We start from the raw sequence: 21,741 nt of genomic DNA, 5'->3' as shown, positions 1-21,741 counted from the left end.
ACAAGATGGACAAATATAACCTTTAGGACTGGACTTGCTCAGCCATTCCCTCAATCAGTACCTCAGCTACCTCTGGACGTGTAAACTCAGGTGGTGGGCATTCTCCATTGCGAAGCAATCCACGCACCTTAGTTCCAGACAACGTCATATGATGCTCTTTACCATGTGGACAAGTTTTACTGGATGCCATATTGCCACATTTGGTACAAAAGAAGCTATGCTCGAAGAACAGCGGGGTAATGTCCAATTCTTCAGCTGTGAAGTTAGAGAAGATTTCTTGAGCTTCATAGGTACCGTAATAATCACCAACACCAGCATGATCACGACCCACAATAAAATGAGTACAACCGTAGTTTTTACGCACCATAGCATGGAAAATAGCTTCTCGTGGCCCTGCATATCTCATGGCCGCTGGAAACACACCTAGAAAGGCACGATCGGCCGGATAATAGTTCTCCAGCAACACCAAGTAGCTCTTCATGCGCACATTGGCTGGAACGTCATCAGACTTCGTTTCACCTACCAGCGGATTAAGGAACAAGGCATCTACGATCTCCATCGCACTTTTCTGAATGTACTCATGTGCACGGTGAACTGGATTACGGGTTTGAAAGCCAACCACTGTTCTCCAGCCTTTCTCCTGAAAACTCTTTCTGGTCTCAGCTGGATCGAAATAAAATTGCTCAAATCTCGCTGGTTTAGGACGATTTAACACTTGAATTGGACCTCCCACATACGTTGCAGGTCGCTCCAGCAATTTTTTCACACCAGGATGCTCTGGATCATCTGTTTTGAACACCTGACGTGCTTCTTCGCCCTGATCCACCTTGTAAACACTCTGGACTTCCAGCAAGCCATAGGTGACTCCATCGTCTTGCCCCACCAGAGCCACCTTCTGTCCAATCTGAAGCTCAGCAGCCTGCTGATCGTCTACAGCAAGCGTAATTGGGATACTCCATACCGTGCCGTCTGCCAACCGCATACGTGATACAACAGAGAGATAGTCCTCCTCATTTAAGAAACCCGTCAGTGGAGAGAATGCACCCACACCAATCAGATCTAGATCAGAGATCGTCCATGTGTTAATACGCAGTGAAGGTAGAGCTTCACTTTCCCGCAGTAGTTGTTCCCGTTCTTCTCCTTGTACGACACGCTGTACTAGCGTACCTCCATGAGGCAGAATTGAAGTCATCTTGTCAGCTCCCTATTTCAATATTAATTACCACAATGAAAAAGTATCACAGAAGTCAATTACTGGTTTGGTTACGGAAACCTCAAGGTTAGTTTTTAACGAGCCTTATGCTTATATAATTGTACCATTTACTGGTAATGCTTGTTTCTTAAATTATGAGAATTATTTATGCAGTCCACACTCAGTCTTATCATTGCCGGACCAGCGTCCCGCACGTGGATCTTCTCCAGGCATGACTTGGCGTGTACAATACTCGCAACCAATACTCGGATAATTCTGATCATGTAGTGGATTGTAGACAACGTTATTTACCCGAATGTAGTCCCAGACATCTTCGGAAGTCCAGTGAGCAATCGGATTGAATTTCATAAGACCGAATTTTGCATCATACTCCACTTTCTTGGAGTTAGCGCGAGTTGGTGCTTGATCTCGACGTATGCCTGTAATCCAAGCATCATACTGAGATAGTATACGTGTCAGAGGTTCTACCTTACGGATGTTACAGCAAGCATTAGGATCCGATTTCCACAGCTCTGCTCCATGCGCTGCTTCTTGCTCTTCAGGCGTAATTTTAGGTGATACACGCACAAAATCTAAATTGTACTTTTCTTGCATAACGTCCCGAGTTTCATACGTTTCCTTAAAATGAAAGTCCGTGTCCAAGTAGAACACATCCGTGGATGGACTGATCTTTTGCAGCATATCTACTAACACAACATCCTCCGCACCAAAGCTGCATGCAAATGTAATGTTGGGAAATGTCTCAACCGCATAACGAATAATATCTTCTGGGCTAGCAGATTCTAATTCCTCAGCTTTTGTCCGGGCAAGTTCCTCTTTTTCAAGCAAGTTCATTTTGTATTTCCCCCATTCAACAATTGTAAATCTAAAGCCGACTAATCTAATATGAATTATGTTTAGTATAAATCTTTCTTAGGGGATGTCAATGCCTGCCATATGGTAAAAAAGAACATGCTTTACTTCACTTTGACGTTACAAATGAGCCATCAATTAATGATTCAGTTACCCTCTAACCCTGCTGAAAGGAATAGATGTGAATCAATACAGCACACACTAAGCCAGTACACCCCTTATAGTGATTGCCAGTAATCCTTTGCCCCTATTGGGTTTACAGACATTTAAGGAGTTTAGATCATACGCCTCTCCCTATCTATATTGTCTAACTGTAGTAGCGGATAGATGTGCTTACACTCAGAACTAAGATCAATGATTACTCGTAGATATGTAAGCGAGTTTTATTGAAACTATAAGAAAGACTGATGGATTGGTAGGCCACTTCATCAGGTTATTGTGATTATGTATTGAAGTATTGTATAGCTCAAGTTCTTTGTGTGATCTATGGTGTCCGAAGGAATAGCTTCAAAACGAGATGAGGCTATATAGCGAACTACGTATTTCTAACCCTCTCCCGGAGAAGAAAACAAGATGTGGCAGGGTGTAAGAAAATATCATTGATCGCCGTAGGTTGTAGGCATTTTAGACACAAAAAAACCCCTGGCCGAGGCCAGAGGCTTGTAATGCATATTAACGTTTGGAGAACTGAGGAGCGCGACGAGCGGCTTTGAGACCGTATTTTTTACGTTCTTTCATCCGTGGGTCACGAGTCAGGAATCCTGCTTTTTTCAGGGATGCACGGTACTCAGGATCTGCTTTCAACAGAGCGCGGGAGATACCGTGACGGATAGCGCCGGCTTGACCGGAGATTCCGCCACCATGAGCGATAACCAAAACGTCATAGTTGCTGAGCGTTTCTGTCAAAGTCAATGGTTGTTTTACGATCAGTTTGAGTGTTTCCAAACCGAAGTATTCATTAATATCACGTTTATTGATGACAATGCGTCCTTCACCCGGTACAAGGCGAACACGTGCTACCGAATGTTTACGACGACCTGTCCCATAGTATTGTACTTGTGCCATGAAACTGTCCTCCTTTTAATTAACCGCGAAGTTCGTAAACTTCTGGTTTTTGTGCTGCATGTGGATGCTCAGTGCCTCTGTACGCTTTAAGTCTCAGCTTCATTTTCTCGCCCATGCGAGTTTTTGGAAGCATACCGCGAACAGCCAATTCCAACATACGCTCAGGTTTGTTTTTAACCATCTCTTCGGCAGTAGTTACTTTCAAACCACCTGGGTGCATCGAGTGACGGTAGTATTTCTTACCTTGCATTTTTTTACCAGTCAATACGATTTTCTCAGCATTGATGATAACAACGAAATCGCCAGTGTCCACATGTGGAGTGAATTGTGGCTTATGTTTGCCGCGGATCAAAGCAGCTGCTTCGCTCGCCAAACGTCCGAGGGTTTTGCCTTCAGCATCAATGATGTGCCATTGGCGCTCAACTTCGCTAGGCTTCGCCATGTACGTAGTACGCATGAAAAGTTCCTCCTTAAAATGTTCAAAATCATCATTTTCATTTATCTTCGTTCATTAAGTTATAACTTTAGGTGTTGATGGATTAGTTGTTGCGATGTGAACCTCTTAATTGGGGCTGTGGGAAAGCCATTAAGAAAACACAACTTTTATATTACATGATAGGAGATTAAATCGCAAGTGTTAATTAAGCTTTTTACCCACCAAATTTAATCTTTTTTGTATTCAAGATCCCAGAGCATTAAACCACAGCTAACTGCAGTAGGTCCTGCAGCAGATCGATTACATGCAGCAATCATATTCGGTACTTCAGAGGCTTTCCGTTTGCCCTCTCCGATCTCCAGCAGTGTACCTACAATGATACGAACCATATGCTGCAAAAAGCCGTTACCACTCACATAAATGTGAATGACACCCTGATCGCGCGGATGATCCCTACACATTGAACGGTCTACTTCCATCCATGCTTCGTATACCGAACGTACATGATTCTCTTTCTGAGACTTGCGTGAAGCAAAGGAAGTGAAATCATACGTACCTATAAAGTGACGCAGTCCCTCCTCCATAGCCGCAGTGTCCAGTTTGGCATGGTGATGATATTGCAGTCGTCTGTTGAAAACATCCGGAAATTGATTCGCATTAACAGTGTACCGATACGTTTTCTTTTTCGCTGCATAGCGAGAATGAAAATCCACTGGCACTTCCAGTGCATCAATAACGACAATATCCGATGGTAATCTGGAGTTGAGTGCAATACACCAACGCTCAATTGGAATCTGTGACGCTGTAGGAAAATTGAAGATTTGTCTGCGGGCGTGAACGCCTGCATCCGTTCGGCCTGAACCTGTAATTTTAACTGTCTCACCGGTTAATGCACGAATGGCATCTTCAAGATGGTCCTGAATGGTATTACCTCCCGGCTGTACTTGAAAGCCGTAATAGGCTGTTCCATCATAAGTTACCGTCATACATAAGTTGCGCATCATAACCACACCTTTGTTCCATACTATACATATCCCTATCCCGAACAGCAAAAGAAGCCCCTTACGGAGCTTCAATTACAGCACGAATTCCGAAATGAAGAGAAAAAAAGGGTTAACCCAGAATCGTTGACTCTGTCCCCTTTCCTCATCTCATCTGTTTTACGCGCGGTCTACCAGTTCCAAGTAAACCATTGGCGCTGCGTCACCACGACGAGGTCCCAGTTTCAGGATACGAGTGTATCCACCTGGACGCTCAGCGTAACGACCGGACAATTCGCTAAACAGTTTTTGGATTGCATCTTGCTCACCATCGATAGTTTCGCGGCGAACATATGCTGCCACTTGGCGACGGGCGTGAAGATCTCCCTTTTTCGCTTTAGTGATCAGTTTTTCAGCAATAGAGCGAACCTCTTTTGCTTTCGCTTCAGTTGTCTGAATGCGTTCGTATAAGAACAGGTCGGTTACCAGGTCACGGAACAAAGCTTTACGTGCGCTGGAATTACGGCCCAACTTTTGGTATGCCATTGTTTTCCCTCCTTCACTTCAAGCACTCGGCTGTCTATTCTTCTGTACGGAGTCCCAAACCAAGTTCCTCAAGCTTCTCTTGAACTTCTTCCAAAGACTTACGTCCGAGGTTACGGACTTTCATCATGTCTTCTTCTGTTTTCGTAGTCAGCTCTTGTACGGTATTAATACCAGCACGTTTGAGGCAGTTGTAGGAACGAACAGAGAGATCCAGCTCTTCGATCGTCATTTCGAGTACTTTTTCTTTTTTGTCTTCTTCTTTTTCGACCATGATCTCTGCATCTTTCGCTTCGTCTGTAAGACCCACGAAGAGCATCAAGTGCTCGGTCAAAATTTTAGCGCCGAGGCTTACAGCCTCTTCAGGACGAATACTTCCGTCAGTCCAAACTTCCAACGTGAGCTTGTCATAGTTGGTCACTTGGCCGACACGCGTATTTTCCACAGCGTAGTTTACGCGACTGATCGGGGTGAAGATGGAATCGACAGGGATGACGCCGATCGGCTGGTCATCGCGTTTATTCCGATCTGCCTGGACGTAGCCGCGACCGCGATTGGCAAAAATACGCATGTGAAGTCTCGAACCTGGTCCGAGCGTAGCAATGTGAAGATCCGGATTAAGGATTTCCACATCGGAGTCAGCACGGATATCTCCTGCCGTAATTGCTCCTTCGCCTTCAGCATCAATCTCGAGAACTTTCTCCTCGTCGGAATGAATCTTAAGCGACAAAGCTTTCAGGTTAAGAATAATCTCCGTTACATCTTCCATTACGCCAGGAACTGTAGCAAATTCATGCAGAACGCCATCGATTTGAACCGAAGACACTGCCGCACCCGGCAGTGAGGAAAGCAAGATTCGGCGAAGCGAGTTTCCAAGCGTCGTACCGTATCCACGTTCCAGCGGTTCTACTACGAATTTCCCATAGGTGCCATCATCGTTGACGTCTACCGTCTCAATTTTCGGCTTTTCGATTTCAATCACTGCAATACCCCTCCTTCAAAACGTCGGTCCTCTATGAAACATTTACCTTCTCTTGCGAAAACATGCAGTACTATGCCTAAACAACCATTATTAGCAGATTGTGCCGGAAGTATACCACACGCAGGGGCAAATCTCATTAGACACGACGACGTTTTGGAGGACGGCATCCGTTATGCGGGACTGGAGTTACGTCTTTGATCAGGTTAACTTCAAGACCAGCAGCTTGCAAAGAGCGGATCGCTGCTTCACGGCCTGCGCCTGGTCCTTTAACCATAACCTCAACGGCTTTCATCCCATGTTCCATTGCAGCTTTGGCAGCAGTCTCAGCAGCCATTTGTGCAGCAAACGGAGTCGATTTACGGGAACCTCTGAATCCGAGGCCGCCGGAGCTTGCCCACGAAATTGCGTTTCCGTGAGGATCCGTAATAGTAACGATAGTGTTATTGAAAGTGGAACGGATATGTGCCACGCCAGATTCAATATTTTTACGGTCACGACGTTTAGTACGTACGACTTTTTTCGGTTTAGCCATTTTCTCTTATCCCCCCTTATTATTTCTTCTTGTTCGCTACTGTACGACGAGGACCTTTACGAGTACGAGCATTCGTTTTCGTACGTTGTCCACGAACAGGCAGACCACGACGATGACGAACTCCACGGTAACAACCGATCTCCGTCAAACGTTTAATATTCAAAGAGATTTCACGACGCAGGTCACCTTCAACTTTGACCTCTTTGTCGATACTTTCACGCAATTTGCTGACTTCATCTTCCGTCAAATCACGAACACGAGTGTTCTGATTGATGCCTGTAGAGCTCAGAATTTTCTGGGAAGTCGTTTTACCGATTCCGAAAATATAAGTCAAGGCGATCTCAACGCGCTTATCACGTGGCAAATCCACACCAGCTATACGTGCCATTTTACGCTACACCCCCTTCATTAACCTTGTTTTTGTTTGTGTTTCGGATTTTCACAGATAACCATAACATTCCCTTTGCGGCGAATGACTTTGCATTTTTCGCAAATCGGCTTGACCGAAGGTCTTACCTTCATGTGAATTACCTCCTCAAAGTTCTGCTTAGCAAAACTCTCTTCGTAAGCATTGACCTTGTTCTACTATTGTAAAACCGGCTTCGAAGCTTTCGCAAGTTTTGCCGGGCAAAACCCGCTTCATAAGCTTCACAGTTCATTGCAACTGTCTACTACTATTTACGGTAAGTTATACGACCTTTTGTTAGATCATAAGGCGATAACTGAACAACTACTTTGTCACCAGTCAGGATACGGATAAAGTGCATCCGCAACTTTCCGGAAACGTGAGCGAGAATTTGATGACCGTTCTCAAGCTCAACTTTGAACGTTGCATTCGGTAGCGGTTCGAGAACCGTACCTTCCACTTCAATGACATCTTCCTTAGCCATTAGTCAGTCTCCTTTCTCTTCAGCTTGAATGTTGGTGGATTCCAGAAACGAATGCACCGCATAGCGGAGCTTTCCGTTTGTCACCCGACCACTCTCGTTTAAACTGTTTACGACCTCGCTGCTAATCATCGGTTGGAGCTCAAGATGAAGAATGTTCTTCTTCTTGGGCTGATCAAACTTACGTTTGTCTCCATCCGCAATATATACGAACCTCGCGTCCGCTATAGCAACAATTACTGCGGCTTGGTCCGCATTGCGGCCTTTACGGATCTTCACAAGTTGACCGAGCTGCGGATTAGACTGATTATTCATGCCTTATCACCTACGCATTCAGTTTTGTGAAAATTTCCATGCCATCTGGTGTAACTGCTACGGTGTGTTCAAAGTGGGCACATAACGATCCATCAACAGTTACGACAGTCCAGTTATCTTCCAACGTTTTTACATACCGTCTACCTACGTTAACCATCGGCTCTATGGCCAGCACCATGCCCGCTTTGAGCCGTGGCCCCCGATCAGGAAGACCATAGTTCGGAATCTTTGGTTCCTCATGCAGATTGGCTCCTATGCCGTGACCGACATATTCACGTACTACCGAAAAACCAGCATCCTCAATATATTTCTGAATCGCATGAGATATTGTAAACAAGCGAACGTCAGGTTTCACTTGCGCCAGACCTGCGTACAATGAAGCCTCCGTAACGTCTAGGAGACGACGGGCTTCTTCAGAAATACGGCCAACTGGATAAGTCCAGGCTGAATCTCCGTGATACCCTTGGTACTGCGCGCCGATGTCAAACGTAACAATATCGCCCTCGTTCAACTTGCGTTTGCCGGGAAATCCATGCACCAACTCTTCATTCACTGAAGCGCACACACTGGCAGGGAAACCGTTATAACCTTTGAAAGACGGCACAGCTCCTTGACTGCGGATAAATTGTTCGGCCATATGGTCAAGTTCTCCAGTCGTAATACCGGGTGAGATATGTTCTGCTAAGAGACGATGCGTTTCCGCCACGATTCTCCCTGCTTCTCGCATCAAACCCAGTTCCGTTTCTGACTTACCAATGATCATTCAATTAACCTCTCAGTAAGGACACGATTTGTTGAGAAACTTGATCGATATCCTGCTCTCCATCCATTTGACGAAGAAGAGCTTTGTTCTCATAAAACGTGAGGAGTGGTGCTGTTTTGTTGATATACTCGTCCAGACGCGTGCCTACGCTCTCTTCATTATCATCAGAGCGTTGGTACAACTCTCCGCCGCATTTATCACAAATACCTTCCTGCTTAGGCGGATTGAATACGACATGATACGTGGCGCCACAGTCTTTACAAAGCCGACGACCCGTTAAACGAGCCAACAGTTTGTTGCGATCCACTTTCAGGTTAATCACATGATCAAGACCTGAATTCAGTCGATCCAGAATGCCATCGAGCGCTTCTGCTTGAGACAAGGTTCTTGGAAAACCATCCAAGAGAAACCCTTCTCTGCAGTCAGGCTGCTGCAATCGTTCTTCAACGATGCCGATTGTAACATCATCTGGTACAAGCAATCCTTGATCCATATATTCCTTGGCTTTCAAACCAATGGGAGTTCCCTGTTTGATCGCAAGGCGAAATGCATCGCCTGTTGAAATATGGGGAATACCGAACTCTTTCACGATGACTTCTGCTTGCGTTCCTTTTCCTGCCCCCGGAGGGCCCATGAATAGGATGTTCACGTTATGTCACTCCCTCCAAGACTACCCTACATCAACAAACAGCACAATAGGTGCCGGCAAGTAAATCTTCACTCGACCGGTACCTATTGCCTATTTATTGATAAAACCTTTGTAGTGGCGTTTGATCAATTGGCTTTCGATTTGCTTCATCGTATCCAGCGCAACACCGATAACGATCAGGAGGGATGTTCCTCCAATTTGCGCTGCTTGAGGCAAACCAGAAAGTGCCCCTAAGAATACAGGCAGAACGGAAATGACTGCCAAGAAGATGGCTCCGGCCATTGTCAAACGAGTCATGACACGGGTCAGATATTTCTCGGTTGCTTTACCCGGACGAATGCCTGGGACGTAACCGCCGTTCTTTTTCATATTGTCAGCCATCTGCTGAGGATTCATCTGTACGAAAGTATAGAAGAATGTGAAACCGAAGATCATCACGACATACAACAACATACCAAGAGGTTTGTGTGTAGTCAGATTCTGACCGATCCACTGTGCCCATACGCGATCTGCCCAGAAGTTGGCGATAATCGTTGGGAACATCAACAGCGATGATGCGAAGATGACAGGGATAACACCTGCTGCATTAATTTTCAGCGGGATGTGTGTATTCTGTCCACCGTACATTTTGTTACCTACGACACGTTTAGCGTACTGTACAGGAATTTTCCGAATCGCCTGCTGAATGTAAATGACACCAATGATGATCAGCACAATAACAATTGCGATGATTACACCCTTGAGAATGTTCATAAACAACTGATCAGGTTGGATAAAGTCGGATTCGATCGTTTGTTTGATAATGTTAGGCACCGTTGATAGGATACCCGCAAAGATCAAAATCGAAATCCCGTTTCCTATGCCCTTCTCGGTGATCTGCTCACCAAGCCACATCAGGAATGAAGTACCGGCCGTAAGTACAATCGCAATCAAGATATAATCTGCAAAAGTTGCATTAGGAATCATGTCAGTATTGTACAAGCGATTGAATCCGATCGACGTACCAAACGCTTGAACCAATGCCAACCCTATCGTTAAATAACGGGTCAACTGTGCAGATTTCTTCTTACCTTGTTCACCTTGCTTTGCCCACTCCGCTAATTTTGGTATAACGTCCATGGAAAGCAACTGTACTATGATAGACGCAGTGATGTAAGGTACGATTCCGAGTGCAAATATCGAGAACTGGAACAGTGCTCCACCCGAAAACGTATTGAGAAGTCCAAAAACTTCTTTACCCGCAGAATTTGTCGCTTCGAACACATCTTTGTTGACACCGGGAACGGGAACAAAGGAGCCGATGCGGTAAATGATCAGTACAAAAAGGGTAAATAATACCCTTTTGCGCAGATCCTCAACCCGCCAGATATTCTTTAGGGTCTTGAACATTAAATCACCTCGGTTGTACCGCCGGCAGCTTCAATTTTCTCCACCGCAGATTGAGAAAACTTATTAGCTTTAACAGTCAGCTTCACAGTGACTTCACCGTTACCCAGGATTTTGATTCCGGATTTAGCGTTTTTAACTACGCCGTTCGTCATCAAGAATTCTGGAGTTACTTCAGTACCCGCAGCAAAACTGTTCAGGTCTTCAATATTCACAACTGCAAATTCTTTGCGAGTTGGGTTTACGAAACCACGTTTTGGCAATCGACGATACAATGGATTTTGTCCACCTTCGAAGCCTGGACGAACACCACCGCCAGAGCGAGAGTTTTGTCCTTTGTGACCGCGACCTGATGTTTTACCTGTACCACTACTTGGACCGCGACCAACACGCTTACGCTCTTTACGAGATCCAGGAGATGGAGAAAGCTCATGTAACTTCATCGTTCGTTGCACCTCCTTAAAGATTTGTGGGATTAACCCGTTATTAAGCTTCTACTTCTTTTACAGCTACCAAGTGGCTTACTTTGTTAATCATACCACGGATGGCAGGATTATCGTTTTGAACCACTTTGCTGTTGATTTTGCGCAATCCCAATGTTTTCACAGTTGTTCTTTGCGTCTCCGGACGTCCGATCAAGCTACGGACGAGGGTAATTTCTAATTTAGCCATGAGAATTCCCTCCTAACCCAGAAGCTCTTCGACGGATTTTCCGCGCAGTTTAGCCACGTCTTCAGCACGCTTCAAACGGGACAAACCTTCCAAAGTCGCATTGACCATGTTCATGGAATTCGAAGAACCCAGAGATTTTGTCAAAATGTCACCCACACCAGCAAGTTCGAGAACCGCACGTACAGGACCACCAGCGATAACACCAGTACCTTCAGATGCTGGTTTCAACAGCACGCGTCCTGCGCCGAACTTACCTGTTACCAAGTGAGGAATCGATGTTCCTACGAGTGGAACGTGTACAAGGTTTTTCTTAGCGTCTTCGATACCTTTGCGAATTGCATCAGGTACTTCGCCCGCTTTACCGATACCAGCTCCAACCCAGCCGTTGCCGTCGCCGACTACAACTAGTGCGCTAAAGCTGAAACGGCGTCCGCCTTTTACTACTTTAGCTACGCGATTAATATTTACAACTCTTTCAGTCAGTTCCAAAGTATTCGGATCTACACGCAAGTCGTTAACCTCCTTTTGAAAAATATCTTAAAACTCAAGTCCTGCTTCACGAGCCGCTTCAGCCAATGCTGCGATACGACCATGGTACAGATAACCACTACGGTCAAATACGATGTTGGAAACACCTTTGTCTTTCGCACGTTTAGCAACGAGTTCGCCAACTTTACGAGCTGATTCAACAGATGCACCATTTTGAATGCCGCTGCTCAATTCTTTGTCTACGGTAGACGCGGAAGCGATTGTTACACCAGCTACATCATCGATGATTTGAGCATACATATGTTTACCAGAACGGAATACGTTCAAACGTGGACGTGCTGCCGTTCCTTGGATTTTCTTACGAACACGAAGGTGTCTTTTCAGACGAGCCTTATTTTTATCTGGTTTCGTAATCATCTCAGGGATTCACTCCTTTCAGGTTACCTCGCTGGCTTCAAAGCAGAAGCCACGGGGTATATTAGAAACACACGAAGCAAGCAAGCCGAAAGCCGCGCAAAGGCGGTAAGAGAAATCTTATTTCTTCTTACCGGCTTTACCTTCCTTACGGATGATACGCTCGCCTTCATATTTAATACCTTTACCTTTGTACGGCTCAGGTTCACGAACGGAACGAATTTTAGCAGCGTAAGCTCCTACGCGCTCTTTATCGATTCCGCGAACGATGATTTTCGTATTCGAAGGAACTTCGAATTCGATTCCCGCTTCCGGTGTAATTTCAACCGGGTGAGAGTATCCAACGTTCAGAACGATTTTATCTCCGGATTTGCTTGCACGATATCCGACCCCAACCAGCTCCAGAGATTTTGCGAATCCTTCAGTAACGCCGCTCACCATATTGTTTACAACGCTACGCGTTGTGCCGTGCAAAGAACGGTGAGTTTTGTTATCGGAAGGACGCACAACTGTAATTTCGTTGTTCTCAACTGTAACCTTCATATCTTTATGAAGCTCACGAGTCAGAGTTCCTTTTGGTCCTTTTACCGTAATAACGGTGTTGTCCAGTGTGATGTCCACACCACTTGGTACTGTAATTGGTTTGCGACCAATACGAGACATATGTTGCACCTCCTATCTTGTGACGTTATATTACCAAACGTAGCAGACTACTTCGCCGCCGGATTTTGATTGACGAGCTTCTTTGTCCGTCATGATACCTTTGGATGTTGAGATGATCGCGATTCCCAGGCCACCAAGTACACGAGGTACTTCGTTGCTTTTCGTGTAAACACGAAGACCAGGTTTACTGATTCTTTTCAGACCAGTGATAACGCGCTCGTTATTTTGACCGTATTTCAGGAAAACACGGATAATCCCTTGTTTGTTATCATCGATAACTTCAGCATCACGGATGAAACCTTCACGCTTCAGAATATCGGCGATTTGTTTTTTCATTGTCGAAGCAGGCATTTCTACTGTTTCGTGGCGAACAGTGTTCGCGTTACGAATACGAGTAAGCATATCTGCAATTGGATCAGACATAGTCATTGTGAGTTAACCTCCTTCCCGTTCAGGACTTTTTACCAGCTTGCTTTTTTCACGCCAGGGATCTGGCCTTTATAAGCTAATTCACGGAAGCAAATTCTGCAAATTTTGAACTTCTGCAGTACCGAATGTGGACGTCCGCAACGCTCACAGCGTGTATAAGCACGTACTTTAAACTTTGGTGTACGTTGTTGTTTAACTTTCATCGAAGTTTTTGCCACTTAGCCTGACACCTCCTAAATAATTTCGGAGAAAAGGGAGTCTTTCCAGACACCCGGAAACGTTATACCAACATTATTTAACGAAAGGCATTCCCAGTTGCGTGAGCAACTCACGGGACTCTTCGTCTGTTTTCGCCGTTGTTACAATGACAATATCCATACCGCGGACTTTGTCTACTTTATCATACTCGATCTCTGGGAAGATCAATTGCTCTTTAAGACCCAGTGTATAGTTACCACGACCATCAAAAGCTTTGCTTGAAACACCGCGGAAGTCGCGGACACGTGGAAGTGTTACGTTAAGCAATTTATCGAGGAAGTAATACATACGCTCGCCGCGCAATGTCACTTTCACACCGATAGGCATGTTCTCACGCAGTTTGAAACCTGCGATAGATTTTTTAGCACGAGTGATTACAGGTTTTTGACCTGCGATCAGTTGCAAATCGTTTACTGCAGAATCCAACACTTTGGAGTTTTGGACAGCTTCGCCCACACCCATGTTGATAACGATTTTCTCGATTTTCGGCACTTGCATTACCGTTGTATAGTTAAACTTCTGCATCAAAGCAGGAGCGATTTCTTGCAGGTAACGTTCTTTCATTCTTGATGCCATGAATCATAGCCCTCCTTTCTCATTCGGTTCAATTAGTCGATAATTTCTCCGGAACGTTTAGCAACGCGCACTTTCTTTCCGCTATCCAACACTTTGTAACCAACACGGGTTACTTTTCCGCTCTTCGGATCGATGTGCATTACGTTTGAAACGTGAATCGGAGCTTCCTTCTCGATAATGCCGCCTTGCGGATTTTGCTGGTTAGGCTTCTGGTGTTTTTTCACCATGTTAACACCTTCCACAAGGACGCGGTTCTCACGAGGATAAGCAGCGATGACACGGCCTTTTTTACCTTTGTCTTTACCGCTGATCACCATAACCGTATCTTCCTTTTTAACGTGAAGTTTGTTGTTATGTGATTCCAGAACTTTTTTCACTCTTGGCATTTCGTACACCTCCTGTTTCTAACATCACGAGATTAAGCTTTAGATAACTTCTGGAGCCAAGGAAACGATTTTCATGAAATCTTTGTCGCGAAGTTCACGAGCAACAGGTCCGAAAATACGTGTTCCACGAGGGCTTCTGTCGTCTTTGACAACAACCGCTGCATTTTCATCAAAACCGATGTAGGAACCGTCTTTACGACGTATAGAACGTTTAGTACGAACGACAACCGCTCTAACTACATCACCTTTTTTGACAACGCCGCCTGGTGTTGCTTGTTTTACAGAACAAACGATCAAGTCACCGATTTGAGCTGTACGACGTCCAGTACCGCCGAGTACGCGGATACACATCAATTCCTTCGCGCCGGAGTTGTCAGCTACAGTCAATCGTGTAAATGGTTGGATCATTTAGAATTCCTCCTTTCAGCTATGCTGTATATGCATTAGATGATAACCGCTTTTTCTACGACTTCAGTAAGTCTCCAGCGTTTATCTTTCGAAAGCGGACGAGTCTCCATGATTTTCACCGTGTCACCGATTTTCGCAGTGTTTTCTTCGTCATGCGCTTTGAACTTTTTAGTAACCTTAATGCGCTTATGGTACAATTTGTGGTTTTTGTAGGTTTCTACAGCAACAACAATCGTTTTATCCATTTTATCACTGACTACTTTACCAGTTTGCACTTTACGTGCGTTACGTTCTTCGCTCATTGTTGGCCTCCTTCCTGATTACGGACGGATTATATATCCGACCCTAATTAACCGATTCCCAATTCTCTTTCACGGATAATGGTTTTAGCACGAGCTATTTCTTTCCGCACATCACGGATTCGAGTCGGGTTATCCAGCTGACCGGTAGCGAGTTGAAAGCGGAGGTTAAAGAGTTCTTCTTTAAATCCGGCAATCTTTTGCTCGATTTCAGCAGAGGTTAGGTTGCGAAATTCACTAGCTTTCATTTGCTTCACCACCCAATTCTTCACGTTTCACGAACTTCGTTTTGATTGGCAGTTTGTGAGCGGCAAGACGCATTGCTTCGCGTGCAATCTCCTCCGGTACACCAGCAAGTTCAAACATGATCTTACCTGGTTTCACTACTGCAACCCATTTTTCTACATTACCTTTACCGCTACCCATCCGAACCTCGAGAGGCTTTTGAGTGATTGGTTTGTCAGGGAAAATTTTAATCCAGACTTTACCACCACGTTTGATGTAACGAGTCATCGCAATACGAGCCGCTTCGATTTGACGGTTCGTAATCCAAGCCGGTTCCGTAGCTTGCAGACCGTATTCGCCAAAGTTCAGCGTAGTTCCGCCTTTAGCTTGGCCTTTCATATGTCCGCGTTGTTGCTTACGGTGTTTTACACGTTTTGGTACCAACATGATTAGTTGCCTCCTTCCTTAGCAGCTTGTTTCTTAGCCGTAGGAAGAACCTCTCCACGATAGATCCATACTTTTACGCCGATACGTCCGTAAGTAGTATGAGCCTCTGCTGTACCATAGTCAATGTCAGCACGCAGTGTGTGCAGTGGAACAGTTCCTTCGCTGTAGCCTTCAGAACGTGCAATCTCAGCTCCGCCAAGACGTCCGCCTACTTGAGTTTTAATGCCTTTTGCGCCAGAACGCATAGTTCTTTGAATAGCTTGTTTCAGAGCACGACGGAAAGAAACACGACGTTCCAATTGTTGTGCAATGCTTTCTGCTACCAGGACTGCATCCAGGTCTTGGTTCTTAATTTCAGAGATGTTGATGTGTACTTTTTTACCGCCAGCAATTTTCGTAATTTGGTTACGAAGATTTTCTACTTCAGATCCACCCTTACCGATTACCATACCTGGTTTCGCTGTGTGAATCGTTACGTTTACGCGGTTAGCCGCTCTCTCGATCTCAACACGAGACATAGCGGAGTCTTTCAATTTATTTTTCAGGAATTCACGAATTTTCACGTCTTCCATCAAAAGATCACCGAAGTCTTTGCCTGCATACCACTTAGATTCCCAGTCACGGATAACTCCGACACGGAGTCCGACTGGATTTACCTTTTGGCCCACACGTTTCCCCTCCTTTTACTTTTCAGATACCACCAAAGTTATGTGGCTAGTACGTTTGTTAATACGACTTGCACGTCCCATTGCACGAGGGCGGAAACGTTTCATTGTCGGTCCTTGGTTCACGTAAGCTTGCGAGATAACCAAGTTATTAACATCCAAAGAATAATTATGTTCCGCGTTCGCAATAGCGGAGTTGAGCAACTTCTCAACGATTGGAGAAGCAGATTTCGGAGTGTGACGGAGAATGGCAACCGCCTCACCTACTTGCTTGCCGCGAATCAAGTCAACAACGAGTTGAACTTTACGAGGAGCAATCCGGATAAACTTAGCATGTGCTTTTGCTTCCATTGTGTAACCTCCTCTCAAACATTAAAGATATTCATTTATCTTCTTGTTTTCTTATCATCATCAGTATGGCCTTTGTACGTACGGGTTGGAGCGAACTCACCCAGTTTGTGTCCAACCATGTCCTCAGTTACATACACTGGCACGTGCTTACGACCGTCGTAAACGCCAAATGTGTGTCCGATGAATTGTGGGAAAATTGTAGAGCGACGGGACCAGGTTTTGATAACGTTCTTCTTACCTGACGCTTCCATCTCTTCTACCTTCTTGAGCATGTAGCCATCAATGAATGGCCCTTTTTTCAAACTGCGACTCATGTGGAGATCCTCCCTTCAAACGTAGCTATTATGCATCCGCAGATGCCTCACGAAGTCATGCACAGTGTGTATTACTTCGTGCGGCGGCGAATGATGTATTTATCAGAAGCTTTATTTTTCTTACGCGTTTTGAAACCAAGAGTAGGTTTACCCCATGGTGACATTGGCGATTTACGTCCGATTGGAGCACGACCTTCACCACCACCGTGAGGGTGATCGTTAGGGTTCATTACAACACCACGAACTTCAGGACGTTGTCCCAACCAACGGCTACGACCGGCTTTACCGATTTTGATGAGCTCGTGGTCTTGGTTACCAACAGATCCGATTGTCGCACGGCAAACTTTAAGAATACGACGAACTTCTCCGGAAGAGAGACGAACGGAAACGTATTTTTCTTCTTTACCAAGCAACTGAGCTTCTGTACCAGCAGCACGAACCAATTGTCCGCCTTTACCTGGTTTCAACTCGATGTTGTGGATAACGGTACCTACTGGAATGTTTTCGAGTGGCAACGCATTACCAATTTTGATGTCTGATTCAGGTCCGGAGAATACTTGATCTCCAACTTTCAAACCTTTAGGAGCGATGATGTAACGTTTCTCACCATCAGCATAATGAATCAAAGCAATGTTAGATGTACGGTTCGGGTCATACTCGATTGTAGCAACGCGGCCCGGTATTCCATCTTTAGTACGTTTGAAGTCAATGATACGGTATTTACGTTTGTGTCCACCACCATGGTGACGAACTGTAATTTTACCTTGGTTGTTGCGGCCTGCTTGTTTGCTAAGCGGGGCAAGCAACGATTTCTCCGGCTTATCTGTGGTGATTTCCTCAAATGTAGAAACGGACATGTTCCGTCTTGCCGGGGATGTTGGTTTATACTTTTTGATTGGCACTGGGTTTCCCTCCTTACTTCAACAATTTCAATTATACAGTTTCAAAAAACTCAAGCGTTTTGCTGTCTTGTGTCAGCGTTACAAACGCTTTTTTCCATTCGCTAGTATATCCGGAATAACGTCCGTACCGTTTCGGTTTAGCTGGAACACGAAGTGTGTTCACGTTTTTCACTTTTACGTTGAAAATAGCTTCTACCGCTTTTTTGATCTCGGTTTTGTTTGCACGGATATCGACTTCAAATACATATTTCAAGTCGTTCATCATGTCAGCAGTACGTTCCGTAATAATCGGACGTTTTACAATATCACGAGGATCCTTCATTACGCGAGCACCTCCTCTACCTTCTGAACTGCTTCTTTCGTAATGATCAGTTTGTCGTGCGCAAGCACGTCAAGAACATTAATGCCGTCAGCAGCTACGAATTTCACGCCTGGAATATTCCGTGCGGAAAGAGCTACATTATCATCATAGCTAGGTGCTACGATCAAAGCTTTACGTCCTACTTTGAGATTATTCAAAATAGCTGCAAATTCTTTAGTTTTAGGTGTGCTCAATGCGAGAGCATCCAAAACGATAATGTCATTGTCAAGCACTTTGGATGAAAGAGCTGATTTGATCGCCAAACGGCGAACTTTCTTAGGCAGTTTGTATGCATAGCTCCGTGGTGTCGGACCAAATACGATACCGCCGCCTTTCCATTGTGGAGAACGGATTGAACCTTGACGAGCGCGACCTGTACCTTTTTGTTTCCAAGGCTTACGTCCACCGCCACGTACTTCAGAACGTCCTTTTACTTTGTGGGTACCTTGACGAAGGGAAGCGCGTTGCATAAGAACTGCATCGTACAGAACGTGTTGATTCGGCTCAATTCCGAATACAGCATCGTTCAATTCAACTTCACCTACTTGGCTACCATCTACATTGTAAACTGATACTTTTGGCATTTTGTGTTCCTCCTTTCTTCAGTGGTTATTTTTTCACCGTTTCTTTAACTTTAATGAGACTGTTTTTCGGTCCAGGAATGGAACCTTTCACGAGCAACACGTTACGCTCAGCGTCCACTTTAACTACTTCAAGACGTTGGATTGTAACTGTATCATGTCCCATGTGTCCTGGCAGGCGTTTGCCTTTAGGAACGCGGTTAGCTTGGATCGAACCCATCGAACCCGGGCCACGGTGATAACGAGAACCGTGTGACATAGGTCCAGTGCTTTGTCCCCAACGTTTGATTACGCCGGCAAAACCTTTACCTTTAGAAACACCCGTTACGTCAACGAATTCGCCTTCAGCGAAAATGTCAGCTTTCAGTTCTTGGCCAACTTCATATTCAGCGATGTTGATACCGCGAACTTCACGAACGTAGCGCTTAGGGGCAGTATTCGCTTTTTTAGCGTGACCTGCTTCTGGCTTGTTAGCATTTTTCTCTTTCTTATCGGAGTAACCGATTTGAATTGCTTCGTAGCCATCGTTCTCAATGTCTTTCTTTTGCAAAACAACACAAGGACCTGCTTCGATAACCGTTACAGGAATAACGTTACCTTCAGGAGTAAATACTTGAGTCATTCCGAGTTTTTTTCCTAAGATTGCTTTCATGTTGACACCTCTTTTCCTCTATACATGGTCTTTGTTGTAGCTTGTATTACAATTTAATTTCGATATCTACACCGGACGGCAGATCCAAGCGCATCAAGGCATCCACAGTTTGTGGAGTCGGGTTAACGATGTCGATCAAACGCTTATGTGTGCGTTGTTCGAATTGCTCCCGAGAATCCTTGTACTTGTGCACCGCACGAAGAATAGTAATGATTTGTTTTTCAGTAGGAAGCGGAATCGGACCGGATACACCTGCACCCGAACGTTTTGCTGTTTCAACAATTTTCTCCGCGGATTGATCAAGAATTCTGTGGTCGTAAGCTTTCAAACGAATACGAATTTTTTGCTTTGCCATTTTAGTCCCTCCTTCTATCGCCCAATTTTTTATCGGACATACTCCGTGAAAATTTTCTAGCCACCGCCTCATGGCAAAGGGGCCGGGTGTGCCAGTAACCTCTCACATCATCGCAACGTCTCAGAACAACATTCATTATTATATAGAAAAAATGGGCGTATTGCAAGCATATTTAAAAAAAACATTTAAACTAATCTTTTCTGATGAAATGAGTTCGTTTATTGTAGGTGTTTTTCTTCTATACCCAAGCTGCCTAACCGATTATTCTATACTATAAATGGTGTTCGATTTTAAGAGACACAGGTTCCGAACGATTACATAATAAAAGAGTTCTTTATCCGATGTCGGATAAAGAACTCTTCCGAAGCTTCGTTACAGTACAATGTTACTCGTTCCAGTACACTGTTGCATATACTCATTTAGCACTAGGCTAAATTATTATTTTTGGATTGTAGCTACGGAACCCGCACCAACTGTACGTCCACCTTCACGAATAGAGAACTTAGTTCCTTCTTCGATTGCGATTGGAGAGATCAGTTGAACAGTAACCGTGATGTTGTCACCAGGCATTACCATTTCAGTACCTTCTGGCAAGTTGATGATACCAGTTACGTCAGTTGTACGGAAGTAGAACTGTGGACGGTATCCAGTGAAGAAAGGCTTATGACGGCCACCCTCTTCTTTAGTCAAAACGTAAATTTGTGCAGTGAATTCTGTGTGTGGTTTAACAGAACCTGGTTTTGCCAGTACTTGACCACGCTCGATTTGAGTACGGTCAACACCACGCAACAATGCACCGATGTTGTCACCCGCTTGAGCGGAATCCAACAATTTACGGAACATCTCAACGCCCGTAACTACGGATTTTTTAGTTTCTTCAGTGATACCAACGATCTCGATCTCTTCGCCGACTTTAACAGTACCACGCTCTACACGACCTGTAGCAACGGTACCACGACCAGTGATGGAGAATACGTCCTCGACAGGCATCAAGAAAGGCTTGTCAGTTTGACGCTCAGGAAGTGGGATGTAAGTGTCGATTTCTTTGAACATCTCAACGATTTTTTGAGCCCACTCACCATCAGGGTTTTGCAGAGCTTCACGAGCGGATCCACGAGTGATTGGAGTATCATCACCTGGGAACTCATATTCGTTAAGAAGGTCGCGAACTTCCATCTCAACCAATTCCAACAACTCTTCGTCTTCAACCATGTCACATTTGTTCAAGAAAACAACAATGTAAGGTACGCCTACTTGACGGGAGAGCAAGATGTGCTCACGAGTTTGTGGCATTGGGCCGTCAGCTGCGGATACTACCAAGATAGCTCCGTCCATTTGTGCCGCGCCAGTGATCATGTTTTTAACATAGTCGGCGTGACCTGGGCAGTCTACGTGAGCGTAGTGACGAGTGTCAGTTTCGTACTCAACGTGTGCTGTGGAGATAGTGATACCGCGCTCGCGCTCTTCTGGAGCTTTGTCGATTTGGTCGAATGCTACAGCAGCACCACCGTAAGTTTTGGACAATACAGTTGTGATTGCAGCAGTCAGTGTTGTTTTACCGTGATCGACGTGACCGATAGTACCGATGTTAACGTGGGGTTTATTACGTTCGTATTTAGCCTTTGCCATTTGAACGTGGCCTCCTTAAAATTATAATTTATGTTTTCACTGAATGAAGTGCTCCGAAATGA

General features: G+C 44.9%; 37 protein-coding genes. All 37 read right to left on the bottom strand.

The features are described 5' to 3' along the window. Positions 1-22: 22 nt before the first annotated feature. The 37 genes from sat to tuf all read right to left on the bottom strand — a co-directional run bounded on the left by sat (position 23) and on the right by tuf (position 21,679). Positions 23-1,192, bottom strand: coding sequence for a sulfate adenylyltransferase (gene sat / locus ASD24_RS16720; protein WP_056697747.1), 1,170 nt, complete (start codon positions 1,190-1,192; stop codon positions 23-25). 162 nt (positions 1,193-1,354) lie between these two features. Beyond that, positions 1,355-2,047, bottom strand: coding sequence for a phosphoadenylyl-sulfate reductase (locus tag ASD24_RS16715; protein ID WP_056697744.1), 693 nt, complete (start codon positions 2,045-2,047; stop codon positions 1,355-1,357). Positions 2,048-2,737: 690 nt separating this feature from the next. After that, positions 2,738-3,130, bottom strand: a complete 393-nt coding sequence (gene rpsI / locus ASD24_RS16710) for a 30S ribosomal protein S9 (RefSeq protein ID WP_056697740.1) — start codon at positions 3,128-3,130, stop codon at positions 2,738-2,740. 19 nt (positions 3,131-3,149) lie between these two features. After that, on the bottom strand, positions 3,150-3,587 hold the full coding sequence (gene rplM, locus ASD24_RS16705; RefSeq protein ID WP_056697737.1) for a 50S ribosomal protein L13: 438 nt from the start codon (positions 3,585-3,587) through the stop codon (positions 3,150-3,152). Between the two features lie 206 nt (positions 3,588-3,793). Continuing rightward, on the bottom strand, positions 3,794-4,567 hold the full coding sequence (gene truA, locus ASD24_RS16700) for a tRNA pseudouridine(38-40) synthase TruA (protein ID WP_056697733.1): 774 nt from the start codon (positions 4,565-4,567) through the stop codon (positions 3,794-3,796). 159 nt (positions 4,568-4,726) lie between these two features. Continuing rightward, a complete protein-coding gene (gene rplQ / locus ASD24_RS16695) occupies positions 4,727-5,092 on the bottom strand; it encodes a 50S ribosomal protein L17 (RefSeq protein ID WP_017692102.1) in 366 nt (121 codons plus the stop codon). 34 nt (positions 5,093-5,126) lie between these two features. Continuing rightward, positions 5,127-6,071: a DNA-directed RNA polymerase subunit alpha gene (locus ASD24_RS16690; protein WP_024633566.1), complete on the bottom strand. Its 945-nt coding sequence runs from the start codon at positions 6,069-6,071 to the stop codon at positions 5,127-5,129. A gap of 136 nt (positions 6,072-6,207) precedes the next feature. After that, positions 6,208-6,603 (bottom strand): 30S ribosomal protein S11, encoded by a 396-nt coding sequence (gene rpsK, locus ASD24_RS16685; protein ID WP_017692100.1) that lies wholly within the window; start codon positions 6,601-6,603, stop codon positions 6,208-6,210. 19 nt (positions 6,604-6,622) lie between these two features. Next, on the bottom strand, positions 6,623-6,991 hold the full coding sequence (rpsM, locus tag ASD24_RS16680) for a 30S ribosomal protein S13 (RefSeq protein ID WP_056697730.1): 369 nt from the start codon (positions 6,989-6,991) through the stop codon (positions 6,623-6,625). Between the two features lie 20 nt (positions 6,992-7,011). Next, positions 7,012-7,125 carry a 50S ribosomal protein L36 gene (gene rpmJ, locus ASD24_RS16675; RefSeq protein WP_003333770.1) on the bottom strand — a complete coding sequence of 38 codons (114 nt, stop codon included), beginning with the start codon at positions 7,123-7,125 and terminating at the stop codon, positions 7,012-7,014. Between the two features lie 152 nt (positions 7,126-7,277). Next, entirely contained in the window at positions 7,278-7,493 is a 216-nt protein-coding gene (gene infA / locus ASD24_RS16670; protein ID WP_017692098.1) for a translation initiation factor IF-1, read from the bottom strand. A gap of 3 nt (positions 7,494-7,496) precedes the next feature. Next, complete coding sequence (locus ASD24_RS16665; protein WP_056697726.1) at positions 7,497-7,805, bottom strand: KOW domain-containing RNA-binding protein; 309 nt, start codon at positions 7,803-7,805, stop codon at positions 7,497-7,499. A 10-nt stretch (positions 7,806-7,815) separates the two neighbouring features. Beyond that, positions 7,816-8,568, bottom strand: coding sequence for a type I methionyl aminopeptidase (gene map / locus ASD24_RS16660; protein WP_056697724.1), 753 nt, complete (start codon positions 8,566-8,568; stop codon positions 7,816-7,818). Positions 8,569-8,572: 4 nt separating this feature from the next. Next, positions 8,573-9,217 carry an adenylate kinase gene (locus ASD24_RS16655; RefSeq protein ID WP_056697720.1) on the bottom strand — a complete coding sequence of 215 codons (645 nt, stop codon included), beginning with the start codon at positions 9,215-9,217 and terminating at the stop codon, positions 8,573-8,575. A gap of 90 nt (positions 9,218-9,307) precedes the next feature. Next, the gene (gene secY / locus ASD24_RS16650; RefSeq protein WP_056697717.1) at positions 9,308-10,606 is read right to left on the bottom strand and encodes a preprotein translocase subunit SecY; all 1,299 of its coding nucleotides are present in this window, start codon (positions 10,604-10,606) and stop codon (positions 9,308-9,310) included. Further along, positions 10,606-11,046, bottom strand: coding sequence for a 50S ribosomal protein L15 (gene rplO / locus ASD24_RS16645; protein ID WP_056697714.1), 441 nt, complete (start codon positions 11,044-11,046; stop codon positions 10,606-10,608). Before rplO ends, secY begins: the two co-directional genes overlap by 1 nt. Before the next feature lie 43 nt (positions 11,047-11,089). After that, positions 11,090-11,275, bottom strand: coding sequence for a 50S ribosomal protein L30 (gene rpmD / locus ASD24_RS16640; protein WP_017692092.1), 186 nt, complete (start codon positions 11,273-11,275; stop codon positions 11,090-11,092). Between the two features lie 12 nt (positions 11,276-11,287). Continuing rightward, the gene (gene rpsE / locus ASD24_RS16635) at positions 11,288-11,785 is read right to left on the bottom strand and encodes a 30S ribosomal protein S5 (protein WP_017692091.1); all 498 of its coding nucleotides are present in this window, start codon (positions 11,783-11,785) and stop codon (positions 11,288-11,290) included. 27 nt (positions 11,786-11,812) lie between these two features. Further along, positions 11,813-12,181: a 50S ribosomal protein L18 gene (rplR, locus tag ASD24_RS16630; protein ID WP_056697711.1), complete on the bottom strand. Its 369-nt coding sequence runs from the start codon at positions 12,179-12,181 to the stop codon at positions 11,813-11,815. Positions 12,182-12,298: 117 nt separating this feature from the next. Then, positions 12,299-12,841 carry a 50S ribosomal protein L6 gene (gene rplF, locus ASD24_RS16625; protein WP_017692089.1) on the bottom strand — a complete coding sequence of 181 codons (543 nt, stop codon included), beginning with the start codon at positions 12,839-12,841 and terminating at the stop codon, positions 12,299-12,301. A 30-nt stretch (positions 12,842-12,871) separates the two neighbouring features. Beyond that, entirely contained in the window at positions 12,872-13,270 is a 399-nt protein-coding gene (rpsH, locus tag ASD24_RS16620; protein WP_017692088.1) for a 30S ribosomal protein S8, read from the bottom strand. 32 nt (positions 13,271-13,302) lie between these two features. Next, entirely contained in the window at positions 13,303-13,488 is a 186-nt protein-coding gene (locus ASD24_RS16615) for a type Z 30S ribosomal protein S14 (protein WP_013312154.1), read from the bottom strand. A gap of 73 nt (positions 13,489-13,561) precedes the next feature. Beyond that, a complete protein-coding gene (gene rplE, locus ASD24_RS16610; RefSeq protein ID WP_056697709.1) occupies positions 13,562-14,104 on the bottom strand; it encodes a 50S ribosomal protein L5 in 543 nt (180 codons plus the stop codon). A 32-nt stretch (positions 14,105-14,136) separates the two neighbouring features. Then, complete coding sequence (rplX, locus tag ASD24_RS16605; RefSeq protein ID WP_056697706.1) at positions 14,137-14,490, bottom strand: 50S ribosomal protein L24; 354 nt, start codon at positions 14,488-14,490, stop codon at positions 14,137-14,139. A 39-nt stretch (positions 14,491-14,529) separates the two neighbouring features. Next, entirely contained in the window at positions 14,530-14,898 is a 369-nt protein-coding gene (rplN, locus tag ASD24_RS16600) for a 50S ribosomal protein L14 (protein WP_056697703.1), read from the bottom strand. 35 nt (positions 14,899-14,933) lie between these two features. Next, entirely contained in the window at positions 14,934-15,200 is a 267-nt protein-coding gene (gene rpsQ / locus ASD24_RS16595; protein WP_056697701.1) for a 30S ribosomal protein S17, read from the bottom strand. Positions 15,201-15,247: 47 nt separating this feature from the next. Beyond that, the gene (rpmC, locus tag ASD24_RS16590) at positions 15,248-15,445 is read right to left on the bottom strand and encodes a 50S ribosomal protein L29 (protein WP_017692083.1); all 198 of its coding nucleotides are present in this window, start codon (positions 15,443-15,445) and stop codon (positions 15,248-15,250) included. Further along, a complete protein-coding gene (gene rplP / locus ASD24_RS16585; protein ID WP_017692082.1) occupies positions 15,435-15,869 on the bottom strand; it encodes a 50S ribosomal protein L16 in 435 nt (144 codons plus the stop codon). The genes rpmC and rplP overlap by 11 nt, the downstream gene beginning before the upstream one ends. Positions 15,870-15,871: 2 nt before the next feature. Then, positions 15,872-16,537, bottom strand: coding sequence for a 30S ribosomal protein S3 (gene rpsC, locus ASD24_RS16580; RefSeq protein ID WP_056697698.1), 666 nt, complete (start codon positions 16,535-16,537; stop codon positions 15,872-15,874). 15 nt (positions 16,538-16,552) lie between these two features. Beyond that, the gene (gene rplV / locus ASD24_RS16575) at positions 16,553-16,885 is read right to left on the bottom strand and encodes a 50S ribosomal protein L22 (protein ID WP_024633583.1); all 333 of its coding nucleotides are present in this window, start codon (positions 16,883-16,885) and stop codon (positions 16,553-16,555) included. 35 nt (positions 16,886-16,920) lie between these two features. Then, positions 16,921-17,199, bottom strand: coding sequence for a 30S ribosomal protein S19 (rpsS, locus tag ASD24_RS16570; RefSeq protein ID WP_056697694.1), 279 nt, complete (start codon positions 17,197-17,199; stop codon positions 16,921-16,923). Positions 17,200-17,270: 71 nt separating this feature from the next. After that, a complete protein-coding gene (gene rplB, locus ASD24_RS16565; protein WP_056697692.1) occupies positions 17,271-18,101 on the bottom strand; it encodes a 50S ribosomal protein L2 in 831 nt (276 codons plus the stop codon). Between the two features lie 31 nt (positions 18,102-18,132). Further along, a complete protein-coding gene (gene rplW, locus ASD24_RS16560) occupies positions 18,133-18,423 on the bottom strand; it encodes a 50S ribosomal protein L23 (protein WP_024633586.1) in 291 nt (96 codons plus the stop codon). Continuing rightward, positions 18,423-19,046, bottom strand: coding sequence for a 50S ribosomal protein L4 (gene rplD / locus ASD24_RS16555; RefSeq protein ID WP_056697690.1), 624 nt, complete (start codon positions 19,044-19,046; stop codon positions 18,423-18,425). Before rplD ends, rplW begins: the two co-directional genes overlap by 1 nt. A 25-nt stretch (positions 19,047-19,071) precedes the next feature. Continuing rightward, positions 19,072-19,695, bottom strand: a complete 624-nt coding sequence (gene rplC / locus ASD24_RS16550) for a 50S ribosomal protein L3 (protein WP_056697686.1) — start codon at positions 19,693-19,695, stop codon at positions 19,072-19,074. A 46-nt stretch (positions 19,696-19,741) separates the two neighbouring features. Beyond that, positions 19,742-20,050 (bottom strand): 30S ribosomal protein S10, encoded by a 309-nt coding sequence (rpsJ, locus tag ASD24_RS16545; protein WP_017692074.1) that lies wholly within the window; start codon positions 20,048-20,050, stop codon positions 19,742-19,744. 438 nt (positions 20,051-20,488) lie between these two features. After that, entirely contained in the window at positions 20,489-21,679 is a 1,191-nt protein-coding gene (gene tuf, locus ASD24_RS16540; protein WP_056697684.1) for an elongation factor Tu, read from the bottom strand. Between the last annotated feature and the right edge of the window lie 62 nt (positions 21,680-21,741).

The sequence above is a fragment of the Paenibacillus sp. Root52 genome (genome assembly GCF_001426865.1).
Lineage (GTDB): Bacteria > Bacillota > Bacilli > Paenibacillales > Paenibacillaceae > Paenibacillus.
This window is presented reverse-complemented; position numbering and strand designations above follow the sequence as displayed.

Excerpts from the sequence above, each read along its gene's own strand:
- rplP (WP_017692082.1), bottom strand. The coding sequence starts at position 15,869 with ATGTTGGTACCAAAACGTGTAAAACACCGTAAGCAACAACGCGGACAT.
- rplE (WP_056697709.1), bottom strand. The coding sequence starts at position 14,104 with ATGGCATCAAGAATGAAAGAACGTTACCTGCAAGAAATCGCTCCTGCT.
- sat (WP_056697747.1), bottom strand. The coding sequence starts at position 1,192 with ATGACTTCAATTCTGCCTCATGGAGGTACGCTAGTACAGCGTGTCGTA.
- rpsQ (WP_056697701.1), bottom strand. The coding sequence starts at position 15,200 with ATGAGCGAAGAACGTAACGCACGTAAAGTGCAAACTGGTAAAGTAGTC.
- rpmJ (WP_003333770.1), bottom strand. The coding sequence starts at position 7,125 with ATGAAGGTAAGACCTTCGGTCAAGCCGATTTGCGAAAAATGCAAAGTC.
- rpsK (WP_017692100.1), bottom strand. The coding sequence starts at position 6,603 with ATGGCTAAACCGAAAAAAGTCGTACGTACTAAACGTCGTGACCGTAAA.
- rplV (WP_024633583.1), bottom strand. The coding sequence starts at position 16,885 with ATGGAAGCAAAAGCACATGCTAAGTTTATCCGGATTGCTCCTCGTAAA.
- rpmD (WP_017692092.1), bottom strand. The coding sequence starts at position 11,275 with ATGGCTAAATTAGAAATTACCCTCGTCCGTAGCTTGATCGGACGTCCG.
- rplR (WP_056697711.1), bottom strand. The coding sequence starts at position 12,181 with ATGATTACGAAACCAGATAAAAATAAGGCTCGTCTGAAAAGACACCTT.
- rpsH (WP_017692088.1), bottom strand. The coding sequence starts at position 13,270 with ATGACTATGTCTGATCCAATTGCAGATATGCTTACTCGTATTCGTAAC.
- rpsM (WP_056697730.1), bottom strand. The coding sequence starts at position 6,991 with ATGGCACGTATAGCTGGTGTGGATTTGCCACGTGATAAGCGCGTTGAG.
- rplD (WP_056697690.1), bottom strand. The coding sequence starts at position 19,046 with ATGCCAAAAGTATCAGTTTACAATGTAGATGGTAGCCAAGTAGGTGAA.
- rplC (WP_056697686.1), bottom strand. The coding sequence starts at position 19,695 with ATGAAAGCAATCTTAGGAAAAAAACTCGGAATGACTCAAGTATTTACT.
- ASD24_RS16665 (WP_056697726.1), bottom strand. The coding sequence starts at position 7,805 with ATGAATAATCAGTCTAATCCGCAGCTCGGTCAACTTGTGAAGATCCGT.
- secY (WP_056697717.1), bottom strand. The coding sequence starts at position 10,606 with ATGTTCAAGACCCTAAAGAATATCTGGCGGGTTGAGGATCTGCGCAAA.
- rplM (WP_056697737.1), bottom strand. The coding sequence starts at position 3,587 with ATGCGTACTACGTACATGGCGAAGCCTAGCGAAGTTGAGCGCCAATGG.
- rplO (WP_056697714.1), bottom strand. The coding sequence starts at position 11,046 with ATGAAGTTACATGAGCTTTCTCCATCTCCTGGATCTCGTAAAGAGCGT.
- tuf (WP_056697684.1), bottom strand. The coding sequence starts at position 21,679 with ATGGCAAAGGCTAAATACGAACGTAATAAACCCCACGTTAACATCGGT.
- ASD24_RS16715 (WP_056697744.1), bottom strand. The coding sequence starts at position 2,047 with ATGAACTTGCTTGAAAAAGAGGAACTTGCCCGGACAAAAGCTGAGGAA.
- rplF (WP_017692089.1), bottom strand. The coding sequence starts at position 12,841 with ATGTCTCGTATTGGTCGCAAACCAATTACAGTACCAAGTGGTGTGGAC.
- rplW (WP_024633586.1), bottom strand. The coding sequence starts at position 18,423 with ATGAAGGATCCTCGTGATATTGTAAAACGTCCGATTATTACGGAACGT.
- rplN (WP_056697703.1), bottom strand. The coding sequence starts at position 14,898 with ATGATCCAACCATTTACACGATTGACTGTAGCTGACAACTCCGGCGCG.
- rplQ (WP_017692102.1), bottom strand. The coding sequence starts at position 5,092 with ATGGCATACCAAAAGTTGGGCCGTAATTCCAGCGCACGTAAAGCTTTG.
- rpsJ (WP_017692074.1), bottom strand. The coding sequence starts at position 20,050 with ATGGCAAAGCAAAAAATTCGTATTCGTTTGAAAGCTTACGACCACAGA.
- truA (WP_056697733.1), bottom strand. The coding sequence starts at position 4,567 with ATGCGCAACTTATGTATGACGGTAACTTATGATGGAACAGCCTATTAC.
- rpmC (WP_017692083.1), bottom strand. The coding sequence starts at position 15,445 with ATGAAAGCTAGTGAATTTCGCAACCTAACCTCTGCTGAAATCGAGCAA.
- rpsS (WP_056697694.1), bottom strand. The coding sequence starts at position 17,199 with ATGAGTCGCAGTTTGAAAAAAGGGCCATTCATTGATGGCTACATGCTC.
- map (WP_056697724.1), bottom strand. The coding sequence starts at position 8,568 with ATGATCATTGGTAAGTCAGAAACGGAACTGGGTTTGATGCGAGAAGCA.
- rpsI (WP_056697740.1), bottom strand. The coding sequence starts at position 3,130 with ATGGCACAAGTACAATACTATGGGACAGGTCGTCGTAAACATTCGGTA.
- rplX (WP_056697706.1), bottom strand. The coding sequence starts at position 14,490 with ATGCCAAGAGTGAAAAAAGTTCTGGAATCACATAACAACAAACTTCAC.
- infA (WP_017692098.1), bottom strand. The coding sequence starts at position 7,493 with ATGGCTAAGGAAGATGTCATTGAAGTGGAAGGTACGGTTCTCGAACCG.